Source organism: Pseudomonas rubra, assembly GCF_028656935.1.
In the GTDB taxonomy this organism is placed as follows: domain Bacteria; phylum Pseudomonadota; class Gammaproteobacteria; order Pseudomonadales; family Pseudomonadaceae; genus Aquipseudomonas; species Aquipseudomonas rubra.
In genome coordinates this window covers 127,438-147,045 of record NZ_JAMDGZ010000001.1, presented here as the reverse complement: position 1 = coordinate 147,045, position 19,608 = coordinate 127,438, and the positions used below count along the sequence as shown (strand labels likewise).

Below are 19,608 nucleotides of genomic sequence, written 5' to 3'. Positions count from 1 at the left end.
TTTTTGGTTTGAAATCGCACCCCAAAGCGCTGTCGGGGGTATTAAATCTGTGTCGGCTTACACACAGAGACCCACACATGCCGACACATGCCCCCAAGAAATACCTGATTAGTCACACCTCTCTGCAGCACTGCTTTGACAAGAGCCGCTCCGGCCTCGAAAAGCTGCGCGAAACCGACCCCAGCTTCCCTCGCCCCATCAAATTTGGCCCGAGCAAACAGGCTGGCGTTTACTTCGTCGTCGCGGAGGTGGAGGCCTGGCTGGAGAGCAAGATCAGCGAGCGTGATGGCGTCACTCAGGATCTCTCCGAGAGAGATGAGCAATGACCACACACGAGCAGATGCCGCCGTTCTTGGCAGAGATGCCCGAACCGGCACTTACCTCATATCTGAGTCTGGAAATTGCGCCAAAGCCGCTCCCGAGCGGGCTGTCTCGGGTCATGCCCTGGCGTGACGAGCTATTGCCAGCCGATCTGCGGGAATATGTACGCGATGTCGCTGAACGCACCCAGTGCCCACCAGACTTTATTGGGGTCGCACTCGTGGTTGCTGCCAGTGCTGTGGTGGGTCGCAAATTTACCATCCACCCGAAACAGCACGACGACTGGATGGTCGTCCCCAATCAATGGGGCGTCATCATCGGTCGGCCATCAGCGATGAAATCGCCAGCACTCAAACAGGCACTGCGCCCACTGCATGCCCTGGAGTCCAGGGAGCGAAAACAGTACGGCCTGGCTGAGGCCGAACACAAGGCCAGCAGCGAGCTGCTCGAAATGGAGCGCAACGCCGCCAAGGTCAAGGCAAAAAAACTTCTAGGTAGCGGCGACAAGAACGCAGCTTTGGCGGAACTGAACAGATTTTCCAGCGACATGCAGGCTCCAGTCCTGCGCCGGTACATCGTCAACGACTCAACTGTCGAGAAACTCGGCGAACTGCTCAACGAAAACCCCAACGGCCTACTGCTTGTGCGTGACGAGCTGGGAGGCTGGCTGGCGACGATACAGAGCGAGGACGGTTCTGTTGCGCGAGCGTTCTACCTGGAATGTTTCGATGGCAACGGCTCATTCACCTACGACCGCATTGGGCGCGGCACCATTTTCATCGAGTCATGCTGTTTATCCTTGATCGGCGGCATTCAACCGTCACGAATCGCATCGCTGGTGCGCGCCGCGATCAGCGGCGAATTGGATGACGGCCTGATACAGCGCCTGCAACTCGCCGTTTATCCCGACGATGTCCGCGAATGGCGTCTGGTGGACCGCTGGCCGAACAAAGCCGCCACTGAGCGCGTGGATTGGGTTATCGAGCAGCTCGACCAAATACCCGATGAGCCTCGTTCTGCACTCAGGTTCAGCCCGGAGGCACAGGAGATATTTAACGCTTGGTATACCCGTCACATGCAGGAAAGCCGAAGGGAAGAATTACATCCAGCATTGCAATCCCACTTACTGAAAATGCCGCAGACCATTGCCGGATTAGCACTTCTATTCGAGCTTATCGGCGGAGGACAGCAAGTGGTCAGTGCAGAGGCTGCTACCCGAGCAATTGGCTGGGCGGCCTACCTGATGAGCCATGCACAGCGGTTGTACGGTGCAGCAATTAACGCCCCACTACTGGGGGCCCGGTTGCTCCTGGAACGTCAGCAGAAATTACCCGAGCCGTTTACCGCACGAGAGGTGCGCCAGAAGGACTGGACGGGATTGGGCTCGCAGGACGCCGTGAATAATGCGCTCGCAATTCTGGTTGAACACGACTTCATCGTTGGCTACGAGGTTGCCGGTGAGAAAGGTGGCCGCCCATCGACACGCTATGTCTGGCGAAAAACGTAGCCTCGACCCAGCCTGTTTACTCAAAAGGCCGGCAGGGTTACCTACAAAACCTACGAAACCTAGTTCTGTAGGTTTTGTAGGTAGCCCTACCCCCTGGTTGGGATACTAACTGCCAGCCCAACAGTGATATCCGACCTCATACCTGCTGGGCTGAACCAACCACCAGGGTTGTGAGTCACTCTTCAGCAAAGTAATCGCTGTCGAGCTGCTTCACCTCGTACACCTGCTTAACGCTCACGCCCAGGTTGTTCTCGACCATCAGCCGCGCGAGCTCGACGCCGTCGATCAGTACCACTTTGATATCCAGGCCAAGTGCCGCCTCGCGTGCGCCTACGGAAAACTCCGACGTAGTGATGAATACGCCTTTGCGTGCCCGCTGCCGGGTCAGCGCGCCGATGAACTTGTCGATCTCGGGACGATGCACCGTATTGGTCCAGCGCTTGGCTTGCAGGTAGATCACATCCAGGCCGAGCTTGTCCTCCTTGATGATGCCGTCGATTCCGTCATCGCTGGTGGCCTGGGTTGCCTTGCCGGCCTCCTTGCGCGAGCCGCCATAGCCCATGGCCAACATCAGATCGACCACCAGTTGCTCGAAAAACCCTGGCGTGGCCGCCCTGACCTGCGCCAACAGCTCATCGGCTAGTGACTGCACCAGTGCCTGATGAGCCTCGGCCAATTGCTCGTCCGGTGTGGTCTCGGCAGCCTCGACTTCAAGCACTCCAAGCACATCAACGGTCTGCGGTTTAGCGGTATGGAAGTCGGCAAACTCCGGAAACTGCTTCAGCCAGGCCACTGTAATGCGCTCCGGGCCGTTGGCCAGGGCTTCCCGACCACGGGCAGTGATCTGCACCATGCCCTTGCTCGGAATAGTCAGCAGACCGGCCTTGTTCAGGTAGGTCCTAGCCCAGCCCACCCGGTTGTTGATCACCGTTTGATGCCCCGACGGCAGCCGCTCTTTGCGCTCTTCCTCGGTTAACTGGAATACATCAGCGATGCTTTCGCGCAACACGCTGAGCGGAATCGCTACACCGTCTCGAACCGCCTCCAGCACCGGGCGCATGACGCTTTGAAAATCCGGAATCGACATCCTGGTTCCTTCTCCATAATCGCAACTCAGCCCGCTGAAAAACCATCAGAACCCGCGCATTGCCTGCTCATCTACGCCGCTCATCGCCTTCAGCATTTTGTAGATTACCAGCGCAAACGCCCGGCTCTTGGCCACGTTATCCAGCACTTCCAGCGACAGCTTTTCATGGTCGGTCATGGCGTCCAGCACGATGTCTTCCACCCGTTTGGGGAACAGACCGTGCATCACCTGGTCGGCTGGCTGGCTGTTGACCTGGGCCATCACGTCGTCCTGGCGGCTGATGCGCTGGGCGATGCCGGTGAGAAAATGCAACTGGTCGTCGTCGCTGACTTCGGCACCGAAGATGTCGTTGAGCGCCGCGATGATTTCCGACAGGTGTTTTTTCTCGGGATCGTGGGCCTTGCCGCTGCCGATGTCGGTGGCGGGCTCCAAGCCGTATTCGCCCTCCTCCTCGCTCAGACGCAACTGGTGTTCGGCACGCTTGGTCAGGCGGTAATGGGTCAGTTGCAGCTCGCCCACATACACATCGTCTTCGTCCAGGCGGTCGATGCGTAGCAGCGGGTACAGGTGCTTGGCGAACACACAGAGCTGCTCCAGCTCGCGATCCTCGTAGGGCACGATCTGCGAGAGGAATTCGTACAGGCGCACGAAGCTCTGCAGGTTCTTGCGGAACAGGTCCAGCTGATCGACCTGCTCGCCGGCCTCCTTGACCGCGTGCTCGGCCTTTTTCAGGCCGGCACTGTCGCCATTGGCTGCGGCGGTGCGCTTGAAGTCCAGCGCCTGGACGCGCGCCTCGGCGGCGACCTTGTAGCGCTTGGCGAAACGCTCCTTGGCCGGCTGGCAGTAGTAACTGAGCTTGCTGGCGGCGGCCTTGGGGTCGAAGAAGGCGCTGGCGAACGCCTCGACCTCCTGCCAGTGGTAGATGCCCTCGGCATCCAGCTTCTTCTGCAGGTCGTAGATGAGTTGTGGATCGGTCACGTCGGTCAGTTCGGCCTTGGTGTAGTAAGGCAGGAACGACTCCAGGATGTCCTTGGGATCATTGAAAAAATCGAGGATGAAGGTGCGCTTGTCCGGGAAGGTGCGGTTCAACCGCGACAACGTCTGCACGCAGTCCACGCCTTGCAGCTTCTTGTCCACGTACATGGCGCACAGCTTGGGCTGATCGAAGCCGGTCTGGTACTTGTTGGCGGCGATCATCACGTTGAAGTCCTGGGTGTCGAACGCCTTGGCCAGGTCGCGGCCATTCAGGCCGGGGTTGAGCACGCTGCTGTTCTCGGTGACTTCCTCGGGAATCACCCCATCGGGCAACACGCTGCCGGAGAAGGCCACCAGCGGATGCACATCGCTGTAGCCCTGCTGCTTGATGTACTCGTGCATGGCCAACTGGTAACGCACCGCCTCCTGACGGCTGCTGGTCACCACCATGGCCTTGGCCTGGCCACCCAGCAGGTAGCGAATGTTCTGCCGGAAGTGCTCGACGATCACCTCGACCTTCTGGCCGATGTTGTATGGATGCAGGCGTACCCAGCGCGCCAGTTTGCTGCGTGCCTTCTTCGAGTCGACTTCCTCGTCCTCGGCATCCGGGTGGGCGATCTTCCAGGCGGTGCTGTAGGTGGTGTAGTTCTGCAGCACGTCGAGGATAAAACCCTCCTCGATGGCCTGGCGCATCGAATACAGGTGAAACGCCTCGGGCTTGTTGCCGGCACTCGGCGGCAGCTCAGAATTGGCCGGGCGGCCAAACAGCTCCAGGGTCTTGGCCTTGGGCGTGGCGGTGAAGGCGTAGTAGCTGATGCGCTCGTTGGGGCTGCGTGCGGCCACGGCGGCGTCCAGCAGCTCTTCGGCGCTGACCGATTCGTCCTCGTCTCCTTTATCCGGCGCATCGCTGCCGAGAATCTGTTTCAGCTTGCTGGCCGATGAGCCGGTCTGCGAGGAGTGGGCCTCGTCGGCGATCACCGCATAGCGCCCGGACGCCAGCTTGGGGTACTTGTCCAGGGCATCGAACAACGCCGGGAAGGTCTGGATGGTGACGATGATGATGCGTGTCTGCTCGGCCAATGCTTCGGCCAACTGCTCGGACTTGCTCGTAGTGCCGACGTCGCGGGTAATCGGCTTGACCACGCCCTGGGCATGTTCGAACTGGTAGATGGTGTTCTGCAGCTGGCTGTCGAGCACAGTGCGGTCGGTGACCACGATCACCGAGTTGAACAGCCGCTGCCCGGCCTCGTCGTACAGCGAGGCGAGTTGGTGGGCGGTCCAGGCAATCGAGTTGGATTTGCCCGAGCCGGCGCTGTGCTGGATCAGGTAGCGCCGCCCCGGCCCCTCGGCGCGGGTGGTGTCAATCAGCGTGTTAACCACTTCCCACTGGTGATAGCGCGGGAAGATCATGGTCTCCTTGGTGGCCAGCTTGCCCTCGAAGTCTTCCGAGGTTTTCTTGTCCAGGTGCAGGAAGCGGCCCAGCACCTTGAGCCAGGCATCCGGCTGGAACAGGCGCTGCCACAGGTAGCCGGTGGCGTACTGGCTGTCGTCTTGCGGCTGCGGGTTACCGGCACCGCCGTCTTCGCTGCCGAGGTTGAACGGCAGGAAGAAGGTGTCCTTGCCGGCCAGCTTGGTGGTCATCGCCACCTCATTCTGTCCGACGGCGAAATGCACCAGGGCACCGCGTTTGAAGGTCAGCAGTGGCTCGGGCTTGCGCGTCATTGGGTCTTTGACCGGGCGATCCTTGCAGTACTGACGCTTGGCGTTTTCCACCGACTGCTTGAAATCGCTTTTCAGTTCCAGGGTGGCGGTGGGGATGCCGTTGACGAACAGCACCAGGTCCAGGCGCGGGTTGTAGCTTTGTCCGCCATTCGCGGCTCCACGCGCATGGGGCGAGTAAGACACTTCTGGTACTACGCGCAGGCGATTGCACTGGTAGCGCTTGAGGGTATCCGGGTTCATCCCGTGGTCGGGACGGAAGCTGCACAGATCGACCTTCACCCCCGGCAGCTTGAAGCCGTGGCGCAGCACATCCAGGGTGCCGCTCTGCTCCAGCTCGCGCACCACCTTCTGTACCAGCACGCCTTGCGAGTCGTTCGGGTTGGCCTTGCTGAACTTGTCCCAGCGCTCCGGCCAGGCATCCTTGAAGTACGCCAGCAGGTCTTCGGTGTACAGCGCCGTGCGCCGATCGTAACCGCTGGCCGGACCGGTGAGCCAGCCCTGGGCGGTCATGGCATTGATGATGTCCTGCTGAAACTGGGCTTCCTTGCTGTCAGCCATTACACGGCCTCTTCTAATTCGGGGGATGACACGCTGGCAGGTGGCTGCCAGCCGCGCACGTCGACCTTGCCGGTGACGGCGGCGGAGATCAGGGCGGAGCGGCGTTCTTGAAGAAGAACAATCAGATTTTCTGCTTCCGAGGTCGTATTCGAAATCTTTGAGGCTTCCGTGGAAATAAACTCGGCGATCTGTAGCTGTTCTTTTAAAGGTGGGAAGGCAAATCGGTACTTTCGCAGTTGCTCTGCGGTCAGGTGGTCGATCGTTGTTTGATTGCCGCCCGCAATGAAAACTCCCCGCTGAGTAGCCATTTCCATAACGTAAAGGAAAAATTCGGCAGTATCACTTTTCGCATCACGAGCGCGCAGTCGATGGAGGGCCTTTTGGTAATAACATTCGTCCAAATCGCCTCGCCATATTGCTGAGCGACCAACATAGCTACCACCCTCATTGACCAAAAGATCGCCATTCTTTAGGCGATATATAAGCTGTGCATCCGGAGGGAAATCCATCAAAGGCAGGTCAGACGTATTAATTGAGTTCCACTGAACATCAAGAACACGAAGGTAGGGCTTTAAATGTTCGCCCTGCGCACGCTGCTCATTCAACATCCTCCCAAGTTGAATTTCGTAGCGATAGCTGGTTGGGGCTACCGCCCAATGCGCCGGCACCTCGCCCAGCCACTCCACCCTGGAATCCTTCATAGGCACCGCAGGGTCGAGGCCTTTGGTGACGGCATGGGAGATCAAGGCCTGGCGCTTTTCCTTGAGCAGTTCGATCAGACGCTGCTGCTCTTCGATCAGTGCGTCGATCCGGGCGGTTTCGTGGTCGAGGAAGCGGGAGATTTGGGTTTGTTCGAATAGCTCGGGCGCAGCGACCTTGAAGTTATTGATCACATCAGTGGGCACCCGCTTGAGTCCTCCAGCACCGATCATGTTGGAAGAGCAGAAGCTCATGTAGCTGTCTTCCTGCACGCGGTAATAAAGGTACTCCGCAGTGACACCCTGGAAGGGTCTTAGTACGTTGATTTCGCTGGAGCCGAACCCAATGCCATTGGTCAGTCCCTTGGCAATCGCAATATTCTTGTTCTCGAAGCACGGCGTGACCTTGGCTTGCAGGACGTCCCCATCTTCGAAGTAGGTATAGCCACCAATAACCTCTTCGATGGGACGCTCTTCGTCCAGCTGCACGACGCCAGTTTTCAGCTTCTCCATGGGCACAAAGCTACATAGTTGCTCAGTATCACCGGCGAAATCTGACTTCCTCGGGTTGAGTAGCGCGAGATGTTTTATAGGCGTTAACATCCAATGCTTGGGCACTTCCCCCAACCACTCCACCCCGGAATCCTGATAGGCCGGGTACGGCTTGAACTGGCTCATTGCGCCTCTCCTTGCGCGGTATTCAACGCATAGAATTCATGCAGCTTGGCCTGCAGCAATTGTTTGTCCGGCAGGCGGGTCTGGTATTCGGCGATCAGCGCCGGCGACAGACTGCGATTAAGGGCGTACTCGACCACCTCGTCGTCCTTGCTGGCACAGAGCAGCACGCCGATGGCGGGGTTTTCGTGGGGTTTGCGCTCGTCGCGGTCCAACGCTTCCAAGTAGAAGCCGAGCTTGCCCAGGTACTCCGGCTCGAAGCGGCCGACCTTGAGTTCGATGGCCACCAGGCAGTTGAGGCCACGGTGGAAGAACAGCAGATCCAGGGCGAAGTCGCGACCGCCGACCTGCAGCGGGTATTCGGAGCCGACAAAGCAGAAGTCGCGGCCCAACTCGATCAGGAAATCCTTGAGGCGTGCCAACAATCCCTGATGCAGATCGACCTCGGCGTGACCGCCGGGCAGGTCGAGAAACTCGACCATATAGGCGTCGCGGAACACTTCCAGCGCGGCGGGGTGAGTATGTCTCAGCACTGCCGAGATTTTTGCCGGCCGGGTGACACTGCGCTCGAACAGCGCCGCCTTGAACTGGCGCTCCAGCTCGCGCTTCGACCACCTCTCCTGAACCGCCATGCGCAGGTAGAACTCCCGTTCCTCCGGGAGCTTGCTCTGGCTGAAGATGATCAGGTTGTGCGACCAGGACAATTGTCGCGCCAGTGGTGCGACTTTTTCCTCGGCGCGGTAGGTCTCGTAGAACTGCCGCATGCGGAACAGATTCGACCGGGCAAAACCTCGCAACCCTGGCTGGGTCCGGGCCAGATGATCGGCCAACTGGCTGACCACGGCATCGCCCCACTCGGCCTGTTCCAGCTTGCCGCTGATGTATGCGCCGACCTGCCAGTACAGCTCGATCAGCCGGGTATTCACCGCTTGCATGGCCTGCTGCTTGGCACTGTGGATCAGCGCGAGCACCTCATCGAAGCGGTCGTCCGTTGCACTGCGGGGTGTGTTTGGTTCGCTCATGCCGACAGCGCCTCGATCATTTGCTTGATGCGGTCGGTGCAGGCCTTGAGGTCCCGGTCGATGTCTTCCAGCGGGCGCGGCGGCTGGAACACGTAGAAGTGACGGTTGAACGGAATTTCGAAGCCGACAATGCCGACTTCGCCGTCCTGGGCGTCACGCTTGCTCTCGTCGATCCAGGCGTCCGGCACATGAGGCTTCACTTCGCGCTCGAAGTAGTGGTAGATCGACTCGCCTAAAGGTACGTTCTCGTTGTCGCGCAGGCCGCTATCGGCCTCGGGCTGGCCCTTGGTCATGCAGATATCAGCCTCGGGATCGCGTTCGCCGAGCGCGTTCATCACGGCTTTCTGCTCGGCTGTACTGAGGCTGATGCCATGGCCGGCCAGGGCCTTTTTCAGCACCTTGGCGAACTGCTCGCGGTTGCGGTGAACGATGCCGGCATCCATTGACTGCAACGCGGACAGCAGACGCAGGCGGGCGTCGTCGTCCAGCTTCTGCATGGCTTTTTCTTCAAGGACGCGCTCAATGCGTTGCGGGGTGGTCTGGAAGCTCAGGCGCAACGGGCGCTCGACGGTGATGCGCCGGTAGCCGAAGGCGGCGATGGGGAAGATCTTGCTCTGCGCAGTTTGCTCAAAGCGGCCGTAGAGGCGTACCAGGTCGTCGATCTGCTCGTCGGTGATGAACTGGCGCTTGCTGCCCAGGGATTTGCGCATCTTGCTGTAGTGCTGGGTGCCGTCGACCAGTTGCACCTTGCCCTTGCGCGCGGCGGCCTTGTGGTTGGACAGCACCCACACATAGGTGGCGATGCCGGTGTTGTAGAACATATCGGTGGGCAGCGCGATGATGGCCTCGACTAGATCGTTCTGCAGCAGGTAGCGGCGGATCTCCGACTCGCCACTGCCGGCACCGCCGGTAAACAGCGGCGAACCATTGAGGATGATGCCGATACGCGAGCCGCCTTCACGCGGGTCACGCATCTTGCTAGTCAGGTGCAGTAAAAACAGCAGCGAACCATCGGACACACGCGGCAGGCCGGGACCAAAGCGGCCAGCGAAACCTTTTTCGCTGTGCTCGTCGGTGATCCGCTTCTGCACCTTCTTCCACTCGACGCCGAACGGCGGATTGCTGAGCATGAAGTCGAATTTGCCGCGGGCTAGTTGGTCGTCCGAGAGGGTGTTACCCAGCTTGATGTTCTCGACCTTCTGCCCCTTGATCAGCATGTCCGCCTTGCAGATGGCGTAGGACTCGGGGTTGAGCTCCTGACCATGCAGGGACACGGTGACCTGCTCGCTGATCGACTGGATGTACTCGTCGCCCTCGGACAGGAAGCCGCCGGTGCCCGCCGTCGGGTCGTAAATGGTGACGATGCTGCTGGGCTTGAGCTTGTCGTCCTGGCCGGTGATCACCAACGAGGTGGTCAGGTGCACGATGTCGCGCGGAGTGAAGTGCTCCCCGGCAGTTTCGTTGGAGCTTTCCGCAAATTTGCGGATCAGCTCTTCGAAGATGATGCCCATGCCGAAGTTGCTGATGCGCTCGGGGCTCAGGTCGACCGCCGCGAAGCGCTGCACCACCTGATACAGTAAGTCGGCGCTGGCCAGCTGCTGGACAAAGTCCTCGAAGTAAAAATGCTCGAAGATCTCGCGTCCGTCCGTGCTGAAGGACTGCACATAGCTCAGCAAGTCTTCGCTGGTCTGGGTATCGGACAACGTGCCCAGCGACAGCGGCGATGCATTGAAGAACTGCTGACCGGCAGCGCGCAGCAGCAGTTTCTCGCGCACCAGGTCAGGCCGCCCTTCCTGGGCGCAGGATTGGCTGATCACGGCATCTTTTGTCGGCTCCAGCACGCACTCCATGCGCCGCAGCAGGGTGAACGGCAAGATAATGCGGCCGTACTGGGACTGCTTGAAGTCACCGCGCAGCAGATCGGCAATCGACCAGAGAAAAGTGGCCGTTTGGGAATGATTCTCCGTGTTCACGCAATAATTCCTTGGAGTACGGGCAAAAACGCGAGTTTACCCCTTCGAGCTGGCTGCATGTCACAGGCCCGACGGCTCATTTGCGCTCCGTTCCCAATACTCGAAGATGCTCAGTCCTCACCCGAACGTGTCGCCAGCAACGACATGTCTGCTGCACGTGTTCTTGAAATCGGGTTTTAGCGACCTATGCAGTGATTATCCGGCAGGTAATGGATCAGCCGGCTTTGCCATTTGAGTAGCGGAATCTCTCACGCAACTCACCGTTGTCATCTGTTGCGCATTCATTGCACGCGCCCTTTCGCTCAGCCCGTAGCGTCGTCATTTATCGACCATTTGTTGTCACAGTGCGCGCCTGCCGAATGCCTCCTGATGCCCAATCGTCATCCGTCGTCGATCTGCCGCTGCCGTTATGGCACACAGCGAAGAGCCGATGCCCTGTAGCCATGCGGCTGCAACGACGATACCTCTTCACGACACCCCTTACCTGGACAGCAATACCCCTTTACGACACCACTAAACTTGTACAAGACACCCTGAACAACATGAAACCCAGTAACCATGCGGGCTGCAGCGACGACACCTCTTGACGACACCCCTTACCTGGGCGACAACACCCCTTTACGACACCCCTTAACCTGTACAAGACGCCCTGAAAAGCCTGAAACCCAGTAACCATGCAGGCTACAGCGGCAACACCCCTTCACGACACCCCTTCGACCAAAATCGGCAGATTCTCTCTATGTGAGGTGAACTGTCAGACTCCCATAAGCAAGAGAGGTGGTGTGAACATGCTTTTTTGCAACCAGTGTCGCGCAGCGGGTATGAGCGGTGCGCCGGTCGCCCTCGAGTTCAATCAGCCAGATACTGGCGGAAAGGGATTTCAGGCGGATGAAATCCTTGGGATTGGCACAGCAGGTGAGAAGCTGGATTCAGCGAAAATTTTCAGCCCAGAAGGAGCAAGACATGGACTCGATTGAGCTACTGGTTTACGCGGTCATCGGCGTGGTCGGCACGCTGGGAGTGGCTGCGGTGATTGGCTACAAGGTCGCAGATCATCTCGACAAGAAGCATCACACCGACTGATTTGCAGCACATCGGCAGGCCCGCAAGCCGCTGACTTGGGATTCGCAAGTGCTCGGGTACGTTCAGGCATGTGCCAAGTCCAGCAGGTTCACGTCATGAGCAAAGTTGAGTGCCAGTGCTGCAAGAAGAAGATGGTTCCGAAAGTGATAACCAGCGCGCCGTTCTACATCAGCGGAGTACCCGTGGGCGGCCGTGACCCGGCGGCGTCCGTATGCCCCTTCTGCCTGTCGCCGAAGTGGATGCTCACCGAACATCAGGCTCTGGCTGCCGGCAAGGCCAATGCCGAGTTCTACGGCCTTATGGTTCTCGCCCTGGTGAACATCGTTGCGTTCGTCCGTTTCGGTGAAATGGCGGGCGGTATAGCGCTTGCGGTGTCAATCGCAACCGTTTTCATGCGCGCCAGGATGATTCGAGCCCTGCGCCGTCGCCTGGGCCGTTAAACGAGCCAGTTCACCCCAGGCGACCGGAATACTACCCAAGCGGAGAATACAGCCGGGGTAGAATTCGCACGGATGTCACTACTGCTCGACAGCACGTAAAACTGCGTCGCTACTCGGTCATTTGATCGCGGATTTTAAGTACTGTGGTGTTACTGCCCCCTGTATGGCGAGCGGCAGCCCGAATCCCCAGGCCAGCGCGGAGCAGCTCATCAACACGCTGATGCAGCCCCCTTCCAGGCCGCCCTTTTGTAAGCACCGAAGTTTTGCCCCTCCAAAGGGGAAGGTTGGCAGTTCGAACCCGCCCTGTGACACCATATAAATCAAGGCCTTCAGCAGTTTCTGTTGTTTTCGCTAAGTTCTCATGGGTGCAAGGCGGGTGCAGGAGGAATGCTATAGGCAACAAAAAGCCCCGCTCAGGCATTCATCTGGCGGGGCTTATTTGTGATCAAAACTTACGTGAGCTCAACTGAAAGACCGGAGTTGGCACTACCTGGATATCCGAAAGGGGTGTCAGCACCAATCGCTGAGCGAAGCCGTTCGAGAAACTCGCGTGGCTCAAATTTCTTACCAATGATGGCCTGGGAATCCGGCCTGGGATTCTGCGATGCTCTTGCCCTATAGCCCACCACTGCCGGGGCTCCCAATTGAATGGCCTTCAAACAAATCCCGCGCATAAAGAATCGATTGAACTCCCCCTCGGCTAGCATTTGGTGTGCATCTTGGCGCATCGCAATTTGCTTTCCTTGACGGAGATCGTAGGGATTGAGTAGGCGTTGCCGAACAATCTCATTTGCCAACCAGTCATCCGAATGGTTGGCGGAAGCCTCCTTCAAAAGTTGATACCAGACATCTCTTCCCTGGGCATTGAGCCGTGAACTCAGATAAATATTTTGGCCTGCTAGATCGTGATCCATCTCTTGAACCATCAACCCGCGGATCTCTGGATTGAGATCCTTTTGATTCAGTCCCATGTTGCTCCCTCAACTATTTGACGAAACTGGCGCACAGGAAAGTGAGCCATTGTCGAGGTAGCGTAGCTCAATGCCAGCATTTGCTTCGGAGGATGCCCGCTATTGCCTAGCAGCGTCCCTAATTCTTAGAACCGTCGTGGAAGAGCAGTCTGCGTGCCGGGCCGTTGCGCGGATGCCTAGGCCAGCTTCGAGCAACTCCGTTACGCGCTTGTGCAGATCCGCGTTTACTGGCCGGCCCTGATATTTTCCAGCGGCCTTCGCCTTCTCAATACCCTGGGCCTGACGCTCACGTCGCTGCTCGTAATCTTTGCGTGCGATCGCCGCCATCATCTCCACCAGCATCGAGTTGATCGCACCCAGCATACGGCTGGTGAATTCGTCGCCTTTGGTGTCCTGTATTCCCTGGTGGCTTGTTGGCAGGTCGAGCGCGACGATGCGCAGCCCCTTGGAATCAATCGCAGCCTTGAGCTTCTGCCAGTCCTCCACAGGAAGGCGTGAGAGGCGGTCTATTGACTCCACCAGCAGCACGTCACCCTTGCGGGCATCCTTGAGCAGGCGCAGCAGCTCAGGCCGATCTGCGGTCGCTCCTCTGGCGTTCTCCAGGTACTCGCAGGCAATGACTTTGTTCTGGTCGCTGGCAAACTTCTCGAGAGCCGTGCGGGCGCGGCCGGCATCTTGCTCGTCGGTTGAAGCTCGAAGGTAAGCACGGATGAACATAATGCAACCTGTATCAGTTAGGGTGTTGCCCTAACAGCGTTGCATTTTGGGTGTCACATATCAAGTGAAAAGGCTGGTAAAGGTGGAATCTGCCTGTATCAGCCTAGGCATACCCTTGCAGAAGTGTCCGTATGGGCCCGATTGCAGCCCACTTCAGAAATCCCTCGTCGGCCAACCTGATTTTCCGTGAGCTAAACCAATCCTGCAAACTGGGATCCAGGTCACCCATCGTGAGATGATTACGTAGCGGTTGTTTACATAGGGAGAGACAAGTGGTCAAAAAGCAGAGCTCGAACATGGGTATAACCGAGGAATACTGGGCTGGCCTTAGTGAGGATAGAAAGGTTTTATGGAGGTGTGTTAGTGGGATTGTTACTTTCTTCGCCGCATTCTTTGTCACTAAGACGGGCGTAGTTCACTTTGATATTTTAGTAGCTTTAGTCGCTTTATTGTTCCGCTGGTCGCTTATTGAAAGCCAACGATCTCGCGCACGACATAGCGTAAAAATGCGGAGGATGTTAGCTAGATGTTCAGTAGTGCTTGGGGTTGGGAGTGTGCTTCTGGCTGCTGTGTTGTATTTCATGAATACGTTTATCTTTGCTATTGCTAGTGTCGTCAGTACGACCAGCTTCCCTATATTGGAAGCCCGGTACGGGGTCGTTGTAAGGATTGGTGTTATGGTTGCAGTTTTTCTTATTGGGAGCTATGCAGCATCGAGGGTCTTTCGTGAACTAAACTTAATGGGGGCTTTTTATCGGCTGCCTCGCACGATGTTGATCAAGCTTGTAATTTTAAGAGATTTTGATTTTAATGGCGGGATAGGCTTAGTCCGTTTCGAGTTAGGAGTGATGTTTTGGACGGTATTTACTGTCGCAGCTATCTCGATAACGGCGAGTGGGATGTTCGATTTTCTACGAGCGATGCGTGATGCCTGGGTTGTAGTTGCGAACTCGGGCACTGTATGATTATTAAATTTGTCTGCGCAATGTCAGGTGAATCGTAATGCTTTTAAGGAGTTAGTGATGTCGAATGCTACATCGGAGCTGACCACTGATAAGGTCAAGCTTAGTCAGACAAGATCTGCCTTGCTCTACATTGCGATACTGAGTTTTTTAGTATTTCTGGTGGCGTGCGGGTATACTGAAGACAAACCTGATACTGCGCTTTTTCTTATGATGTTCTTTGTCCTTACTGGGCTGTATGTGTTCATTGGTACGATCGAGACCACAATTCTGCAGCATCTTATCGGTCTGAAGGCATCATTGTCCGCGTGGTTGCTTATGCTTGCATATTTTACTTATGTAGCAAAAGCTCAGGCCATGGCAGAAATCAATGCAATATTTCACGTTGATGCTTCTTTATTCCCCATGACATTATTCGCGACTACTGCGCTACAAGTCGTTGACATGCTGTTTTTGCCGGTGCTGGTGGCTTTTGTTATCACGCTCGGCATTACGTATTTGTGGCGTAATGATTTTGCAGGCTCATATGATGGCGCTGCCATTCTGATCACGCTGTTAGTGGGGGCGGGTGCACAGATTATTTTCGCAGCAATGGTATGGGGATGGGTGGCTACAAGTAATCAAAAAAAGGCCACAATTTACCGGGTAGCGCATTTCGCTGATTTCAACGCTTCGTTTCGATGTGAAGGGGTGAATGATGCGGAATATAGTGTTGTATTTGCGAACCCTGAAAAAACAAAGGTCCTTGTAGCGCCAAAAATATCTGAGCTCTATGTAGGGCCCTCTCGTGCTCAATGGCTGCAACCTGTTAATATCCCGGAAGAGTTTCCACTGTTGCCTTGTTCATCCGCAGCAGAACTTCAATATGCTCCCAACTAAAAAAGCCACCCGAAGGTAGCCATGCGCTATGCCGCGATTAGCGGTCTAGCTAAAGCCATTTCAACTGAGTCACCGTCCTGGTTTAGTGAGTTGAGCGCCGATTCCGGTACATCGCCTGAAGTGCTTCGCGCCACTGCGATCTTCTTAGCCATCAGCTGCAAGCAGGTGATCTGCGAGCTGCCGGCGTAGCCGAAGAAGGCCATTCGGACCGGGTGTTGTTGCCGATCCTCCACGACCCTCGCGCGGCTCGTTGTAGGGTGTACACGCCTGCAGGAACGCGATGGTTGGGAAGTCGAACAGGTCCAAGCCGGTCTTGACCAGTTCCGGGTTGGTGGGCAGCACGTCAACACCGCGGTCGACTTGGTCGAAGATCCAGTCAGACCTGTGAAATCGTGCCCGCCAGGGTGCTCGAACTCGCGTCCTACCATGCGATAGCCGCGTGTAGCAGCCGGGGCGGGAGTGGCTATCATGCCGCAGTCCGTGCTCCAGGCTGTACACGTGGAAAGCTTGGTCAGAGCGCTCCCCTTGCCCCCAAAGGTTGCTCGGGTTCGAACTCACCTAGTCTGGCGCAACGGGCATGAATCGCGCGTATAGCAGTCTGTTCGGGATGATCTGACCAAGCACCGAGGGGCCTAATAGCACGAAAACGTTTCTCTCTGGTAAAAGGCCCTTTCCGTGAGCGTCAGCAACGGGTCGCTTTCTGCCGGTCAGGGACACTCCGTGTGCGTGTCAAATTCGATGAAAATGGGTGATCAAGTGGAGTGCAATTACTTCCCTACGAAGTGGAGCACCCTACCCTGATTGAAAATTGCCGCAGGAATCGAGTTTTTCCTCAGCCGCTGGCCAGGGTGGTAGATGTAGATCCACTCTGGCAGGCCTTTCGAAACAAGCTGCATGGCTTCCGACGTTGTCATGTCGTTCTTGTAGGCATCAAGCGTGAACTGATTGTCACGGATGAAGATCGGCCCGAAGCTGAATGGCGATCTCAGAAAGCTCGGCGATTTAGCAGCCTCTTCACTGTATGGAATCGGCCGCTCCGCATAACTATCTGCCAGGGATGCATAGCCGAAGTGATGACCATCAGGATATTTACCGGTCTGCATTGGCAGCTTCGATAGGCCATTGGCAAAAACTCTCTTGCGAGCATCTTCGACCTTACGCAATGCGAGAGCAGACGCCGCCTCCGGCGAGCTTGCCTGGTCAGCAGGCACCCACGCGACAACCTGAGTTGCACGCGCCGGATCGCTCGAGCCACCCAACAGCATCAAGCCCAAGCCAATTCCCGCTGCTGCGCCAACACTCAAACCTGTAGGTGGCGAAGCGAAGCTAACCGCGCTTGATCCTGCATCCCCGAGCACTGTTCCAGAGCCGCTGACCGGGCTCGCCCTATCAACTGCCCCTGCCAGCTCGATTGGAACGTCACGCTGCCCGGAAATCCCCATGGCGGCCAAAACATGCATAGCATCCGACCATTTTTCCCTCGGTACATCTTTCGGCTCAGGAAGCTGCACAGTCTTAGCCCCCTGGGTGCCAGAGCACCCGACCAGAAGAGCTACAGTCGCGGCCAGCAAGCCGATTCGGATCGTTGTTGATTTGTTACCCATGGCGCCACTCCCTGTTTTGATTGCCACAGCTTACGGAGACCTTTAGGAAACCCAACGGTATAAGCCTGTGAGCTGTTCCGGCTTGGGATTTCCAGAGCCTGGCATAGCGTGTCAAGCAACCTCATGCATGCGGAGCACCACCATGGAATTTCGTCACCTAGGCAATGGACAGACTTTCCCACCCATAGCGCCGAATGGCCGGATTTACGCCGTACCTGCCACACAGGAAAACCACGTAGAAATTTTCTGCCTGACGCCTGAAGGCATCGTTGGAAGCGGCGTTTCGGCCAACTGGTCTGAAATCACGGGCGTCTACTACGACAATGAGGCCTGGGAAATCATCCTGCGCAATTACACCGGGCGGGGAATGCGTTTCCGTCGTGGCCATCCCTGCTTCATGGTTGCGGAGGGGGACGAAACGATACTGACGAGCATTCAGGGGTACTCAATCCCCATATGCACAATGAACCGCATATATTTTGAGCAAACCAATGATTCCTGCCAAAAAACCACGCAAAAGCGAACCCAGACAATAAAATTATAACTTTTACGGCAATTTCAATTTCCGACGCTAAAAGCGTTTGAAAGCGAAACCTATCCCTCCTGAGCCCCAGTACCTTGTTCTCAAACGGACTGATACGGAGCGCTGAAAATGATCCCAAACATATTCCCTGGCAGGGAGCGAACACCCCAATGAGCACACCGCGCTGGGTTCTTATCAAGCATGCGCCTGAACGAATTCCTCATCACCTCTGCCGCCAAGCGCGGCGCGGAGAAAATCATGGAAATTCAGACTGAAACTCTGAGTGAAGAGGAAATTGCAGCTATCACTGGCTATCAACTGCCATCGAAACAAATTCAATGGCTAGCTAGTAATGGATGGCAATACGCCCTATCTTGCGCCAGACGTCCGGTCGTTGGCCGAGTGTACGCTCGCCTAAAGCTGGCTGGAGTTAAGCCAACAGCAATGAACGCCGTCGCAGAGACTTGGACTTTCGATTTGTCTCGGGTGGGTTAGCAAGATGCGTCCGAAACAAACCGCTAATAGAGATCTTCCGCCGCGAATGATTCGGCGTACGCGAAAGCGCAAAAACGGCAACATCTGGGTTGCTTACTACTACGACGGCAGGGACGAAGATGGCAGGCGTCGAGAGATACCTTTAGGTAACGACCTGGACATCGCCAAAGTGGAATGGGCGAAGCTCGACAGAAAGGCCATTCCAAAGATAACGCGCCTGATGGGGCAGCTATTCGATCGCTATGAGCGGGATGTCATTCCGGGCAAAAAGCCGCGCACCCAGAAGGACAACCTGGCCGAGCTCAAACAGCTGCGCAAAGCCTTCGATGATGCCCCGATGGAGTTGATTACACCTCAAGTACTTGCCCAGTATCGAGATAGACGGACAGGCAAGGTTAGGGCGAATCGAGAGATCGCCCTTCTCTCTCACATTTTCAACATGGCAAGGGAGTGGGGCATTACTGACCGCCCAAACCCAGCGACCGGTATCCGCAAGAACAAGGAGACTCCTCGGGACTTCTATGCAGGACCGGCGATCTGGGATGCGGTGTACAAATACGCCACTTCCGAGCTGCGCGATGCAATGGACTTGGGCTATCTGACTGGTCAACGCCCAGCTGATGTACTGGCCACCCGGGCGACAGACGTGGTTGATGGTTTTCTGCAATTCGCCCAGGGCAAAACGACAAAAAAACTGAGGATACGTCTTGAGTCGGAAACAGAGACCAGCCAGCTGGGGATACTGGTTGAGCGCCTTCTGAGCCAACGCAAGGCGCGCGGGGTGCGCAACCCTTACCTGATCGTGACAGAGGACGGCCGTAACGTGACGCCAGCGATGCTACGCCTTCGCTTTGATGATGCTAGATCCAAGGCCGCCGCCAAAGCGATGGAAGACCTCGATAGCGTCCTGGCCGACAGCATTCGTCAATTCCAGTTTCGCGATATCCGCCCCAAAGCAGCGAGCGAAATTGAAGACCTGGCGCACGCGAGTAGGCTACTAGGGCACACCGATAAGCGGATCACGCAGACCGTTTACCGCCGCGTCGGGGAGATCGTGAAACCAACCCGATGAAACATCTTTTACGAAGGAGTTGCGGAACACCATCGAAAAGTTGCGGAACACTTGGCCTTTTCAGCGTCAAGTTTTCCGCCCTCCAAAAACGCAAAAAGCCCTGAATAATCAGGGCTTTGAATATGGCGGAAGCGTAGAGATTCGAACTCTAGGATAGTTGCCCATCGACGGTTTTCAAGACCGTTGCCTTAAACCACTCGGCCACGCTTCCTCGTATTGCGGGCGCCATAATACCGAAATGAAACAAGCTGTCAAACTCTCTATGTGGCTGCTTTGCGCGGCTCTGTTATGATCTTTGCATCTGAACGTTACAAACCCACAGGA

General features: G+C 56.7%; 18 protein-coding genes, 1 tRNA gene and 1 pseudogene. 10 read left to right on the top strand and 10 right to left on the bottom strand.

Annotation, left to right across the window (positions count from 1 at the left end; translation table 11 throughout):
- Positions 1-77 precede the first annotated feature (77 nt).
- Positions 78-326: a helix-turn-helix transcriptional regulator gene (locus M5G17_RS00680; protein ID WP_090513119.1), complete on the top strand. Its 249-nt coding sequence runs from the start codon at positions 78-80 to the stop codon at positions 324-326.
- Positions 323-1,828 carry a YfjI family protein gene (locus M5G17_RS00675; protein WP_273891114.1) on the top strand — a complete coding sequence of 502 codons (1,506 nt, stop codon included), beginning with the start codon at positions 323-325 and terminating at the stop codon, positions 1,826-1,828. The genes M5G17_RS00680 and M5G17_RS00675 overlap by 4 nt, the downstream gene beginning before the upstream one ends.
- 175 nt (positions 1,829-2,003) lie before the next feature.
- Here M5G17_RS00675 and M5G17_RS00670 read toward each other — a convergent pair whose 3' ends face one another.
- From M5G17_RS00670 to M5G17_RS00650, 5 genes are read right to left on the bottom strand one after another with little or no spacing between them, the layout of a single operon-like run.
- Positions 2,004-2,915: a restriction endonuclease gene (locus M5G17_RS00670; RefSeq protein ID WP_273891113.1), complete on the bottom strand. Its 912-nt coding sequence runs from the start codon at positions 2,913-2,915 to the stop codon at positions 2,004-2,006.
- Positions 2,916-2,960: 45 nt separating this feature from the next.
- Positions 2,961-6,170 (bottom strand): type I restriction endonuclease subunit R, encoded by a 3,210-nt coding sequence (locus M5G17_RS00665; RefSeq protein WP_273891112.1) that lies wholly within the window; start codon positions 6,168-6,170, stop codon positions 2,961-2,963.
- Complete coding sequence (locus M5G17_RS00660) at positions 6,170-7,546, bottom strand: restriction endonuclease subunit S (RefSeq protein ID WP_273891111.1); 1,377 nt, start codon at positions 7,544-7,546, stop codon at positions 6,170-6,172. Before M5G17_RS00660 ends, M5G17_RS00665 begins: the two co-directional genes overlap by 1 nt.
- Positions 7,543-8,565 carry a PDDEXK nuclease domain-containing protein gene (locus M5G17_RS00655; protein WP_273891110.1) on the bottom strand — a complete coding sequence of 341 codons (1,023 nt, stop codon included), beginning with the start codon at positions 8,563-8,565 and terminating at the stop codon, positions 7,543-7,545. The genes M5G17_RS00660 and M5G17_RS00655 overlap by 4 nt, the downstream gene beginning before the upstream one ends.
- Positions 8,562-10,538 carry a type I restriction-modification system subunit M gene (locus M5G17_RS00650; protein WP_273891109.1) on the bottom strand — a complete coding sequence of 659 codons (1,977 nt, stop codon included), beginning with the start codon at positions 10,536-10,538 and terminating at the stop codon, positions 8,562-8,564. Before M5G17_RS00650 ends, M5G17_RS00655 begins: the two co-directional genes overlap by 4 nt.
- A gap of 782 nt (positions 10,539-11,320) precedes the next feature.
- Here M5G17_RS00650 and M5G17_RS00645 point away from each other — a divergent pair.
- Both M5G17_RS00645 and M5G17_RS00640 read left to right on the top strand, forming a co-directional pair.
- Positions 11,321-11,515 carry a hypothetical protein gene (locus M5G17_RS00645; protein ID WP_273891108.1) on the top strand — a complete coding sequence of 65 codons (195 nt, stop codon included), beginning with the start codon at positions 11,321-11,323 and terminating at the stop codon, positions 11,513-11,515.
- A 201-nt stretch (positions 11,516-11,716) separates the two neighbouring features.
- Entirely contained in the window at positions 11,717-12,061 is a 345-nt protein-coding gene (locus tag M5G17_RS00640; RefSeq protein WP_273891107.1) for a CbrC family protein, read from the top strand.
- A 452-nt stretch (positions 12,062-12,513) separates the two neighbouring features.
- Here the strand turns inward: M5G17_RS00640 and M5G17_RS00635 are convergent, their stop codons facing one another.
- Both M5G17_RS00635 and M5G17_RS00630 read right to left on the bottom strand, forming a co-directional pair.
- Positions 12,514-13,032 (bottom strand): hypothetical protein, encoded by a 519-nt coding sequence (locus M5G17_RS00635; RefSeq protein ID WP_273891106.1) that lies wholly within the window; start codon positions 13,030-13,032, stop codon positions 12,514-12,516.
- A gap of 99 nt (positions 13,033-13,131) precedes the next feature.
- Positions 13,132-13,749, bottom strand: a complete 618-nt coding sequence (locus M5G17_RS00630) for a recombinase family protein (protein ID WP_273891105.1) — start codon at positions 13,747-13,749, stop codon at positions 13,132-13,134.
- A 296-nt stretch (positions 13,750-14,045) separates the two neighbouring features.
- Between M5G17_RS00630 and M5G17_RS00625 the strand changes: the two genes are divergently transcribed.
- Entirely contained in the window at positions 14,046-14,714 is a 669-nt protein-coding gene (locus tag M5G17_RS00625; RefSeq protein ID WP_273891104.1) for a hypothetical protein, read from the top strand.
- A 57-nt stretch (positions 14,715-14,771) separates the two neighbouring features.
- Entirely contained in the window at positions 14,772-15,590 is an 819-nt protein-coding gene (locus M5G17_RS00620) for a hypothetical protein (protein WP_273891103.1), read from the top strand.
- A 26-nt stretch (positions 15,591-15,616) separates the two neighbouring features.
- On the opposite strand, the pseudogene M5G17_RS00615 reads toward M5G17_RS00620, so the two are convergent.
- Positions 15,617-15,974 (bottom strand): annotated as a pseudogene (locus tag M5G17_RS00615) (hypothetical protein); the annotation flags it as partial.
- Between the two features lie 84 nt (positions 15,975-16,058).
- Between M5G17_RS00615 and M5G17_RS00610 the strand changes: the two are divergent.
- Positions 16,059-16,184, top strand: a complete 126-nt coding sequence (locus M5G17_RS00610; RefSeq protein ID WP_273891102.1) for a type 2 periplasmic-binding domain-containing protein — start codon at positions 16,059-16,061, stop codon at positions 16,182-16,184.
- Positions 16,185-16,357: 173 nt separating this feature from the next.
- On the opposite strand, the gene M5G17_RS00605 is transcribed toward M5G17_RS00610, so the two are convergent.
- Entirely contained in the window at positions 16,358-17,194 is an 837-nt protein-coding gene (locus tag M5G17_RS00605; RefSeq protein WP_273891101.1) for a hypothetical protein, read from the bottom strand.
- A 142-nt stretch (positions 17,195-17,336) separates the two neighbouring features.
- Between M5G17_RS00605 and M5G17_RS00600 the strand changes: the two genes are divergently transcribed.
- From M5G17_RS00600 to M5G17_RS00590, 3 genes are all read left to right on the top strand, one after another.
- Positions 17,337-17,738 carry a hypothetical protein gene (locus M5G17_RS00600; RefSeq protein ID WP_273891100.1) on the top strand — a complete coding sequence of 134 codons (402 nt, stop codon included), beginning with the start codon at positions 17,337-17,339 and terminating at the stop codon, positions 17,736-17,738.
- 237 nt (positions 17,739-17,975) lie between these two features.
- Entirely contained in the window at positions 17,976-18,212 is a 237-nt protein-coding gene (locus tag M5G17_RS00595; RefSeq protein WP_273891129.1) for a DUF4224 domain-containing protein, read from the top strand.
- 4 nt (positions 18,213-18,216) lie between these two features.
- Complete coding sequence (locus tag M5G17_RS00590) at positions 18,217-19,284, top strand: phage integrase (protein WP_273891099.1); 1,068 nt, start codon at positions 18,217-18,219, stop codon at positions 19,282-19,284.
- Positions 19,285-19,407: 123 nt separating this feature from the next.
- Here the strand turns inward: M5G17_RS00590 and M5G17_RS00585 are convergent.
- Positions 19,408-19,495: transfer RNA gene (locus M5G17_RS00585), tRNA-Ser, on the bottom strand.
- Between the last annotated feature and the right edge of the window lie 113 nt (positions 19,496-19,608).

Coding starts and splice junctions, on each gene's coding strand:
- M5G17_RS00680 (WP_090513119.1), top strand. CDS start 78: ATGCCGACACATGCCCCCAAGAAATACCTGATTAGTCACACCTCTCTG.
- M5G17_RS00675 (WP_273891114.1), top strand. CDS start 323: ATGACCACACACGAGCAGATGCCGCCGTTCTTGGCAGAGATGCCCGAA.
- M5G17_RS00670 (WP_273891113.1), bottom strand. CDS start 2,915: ATGTCGATTCCGGATTTTCAAAGCGTCATGCGCCCGGTGCTGGAGGCG.
- M5G17_RS00665 (WP_273891112.1), bottom strand. CDS start 6,170: ATGGCTGACAGCAAGGAAGCCCAGTTTCAGCAGGACATCATCAATGCC.
- M5G17_RS00660 (WP_273891111.1), bottom strand. CDS start 7,546: ATGAGCCAGTTCAAGCCGTACCCGGCCTATCAGGATTCCGGGGTGGAG.
- M5G17_RS00655 (WP_273891110.1), bottom strand. CDS start 8,565: ATGAGCGAACCAAACACACCCCGCAGTGCAACGGACGACCGCTTCGAT.
- M5G17_RS00640 (WP_273891107.1), top strand. CDS start 11,717: ATGAGCAAAGTTGAGTGCCAGTGCTGCAAGAAGAAGATGGTTCCGAAA.
- M5G17_RS00635 (WP_273891106.1), bottom strand. CDS start 13,032: ATGGGACTGAATCAAAAGGATCTCAATCCAGAGATCCGCGGGTTGATG.
- M5G17_RS00630 (WP_273891105.1), bottom strand. CDS start 13,749: ATGTTCATCCGTGCTTACCTTCGAGCTTCAACCGACGAGCAAGATGCC.
- M5G17_RS00625 (WP_273891104.1), top strand. CDS start 14,046: ATGGGTATAACCGAGGAATACTGGGCTGGCCTTAGTGAGGATAGAAAG.
- M5G17_RS00620 (WP_273891103.1), top strand. CDS start 14,772: ATGTCGAATGCTACATCGGAGCTGACCACTGATAAGGTCAAGCTTAGT.
- M5G17_RS00610 (WP_273891102.1), top strand. CDS start 16,059: ATGCCGCAGTCCGTGCTCCAGGCTGTACACGTGGAAAGCTTGGTCAGA.
- M5G17_RS00605 (WP_273891101.1), bottom strand. CDS start 17,194: ATGGGTAACAAATCAACAACGATCCGAATCGGCTTGCTGGCCGCGACT.
- M5G17_RS00600 (WP_273891100.1), top strand. CDS start 17,337: ATGGAATTTCGTCACCTAGGCAATGGACAGACTTTCCCACCCATAGCG.
- M5G17_RS00595 (WP_273891129.1), top strand. CDS start 17,976: ATGGAAATTCAGACTGAAACTCTGAGTGAAGAGGAAATTGCAGCTATC.
- M5G17_RS00590 (WP_273891099.1), top strand. CDS start 18,217: ATGCGTCCGAAACAAACCGCTAATAGAGATCTTCCGCCGCGAATGATT.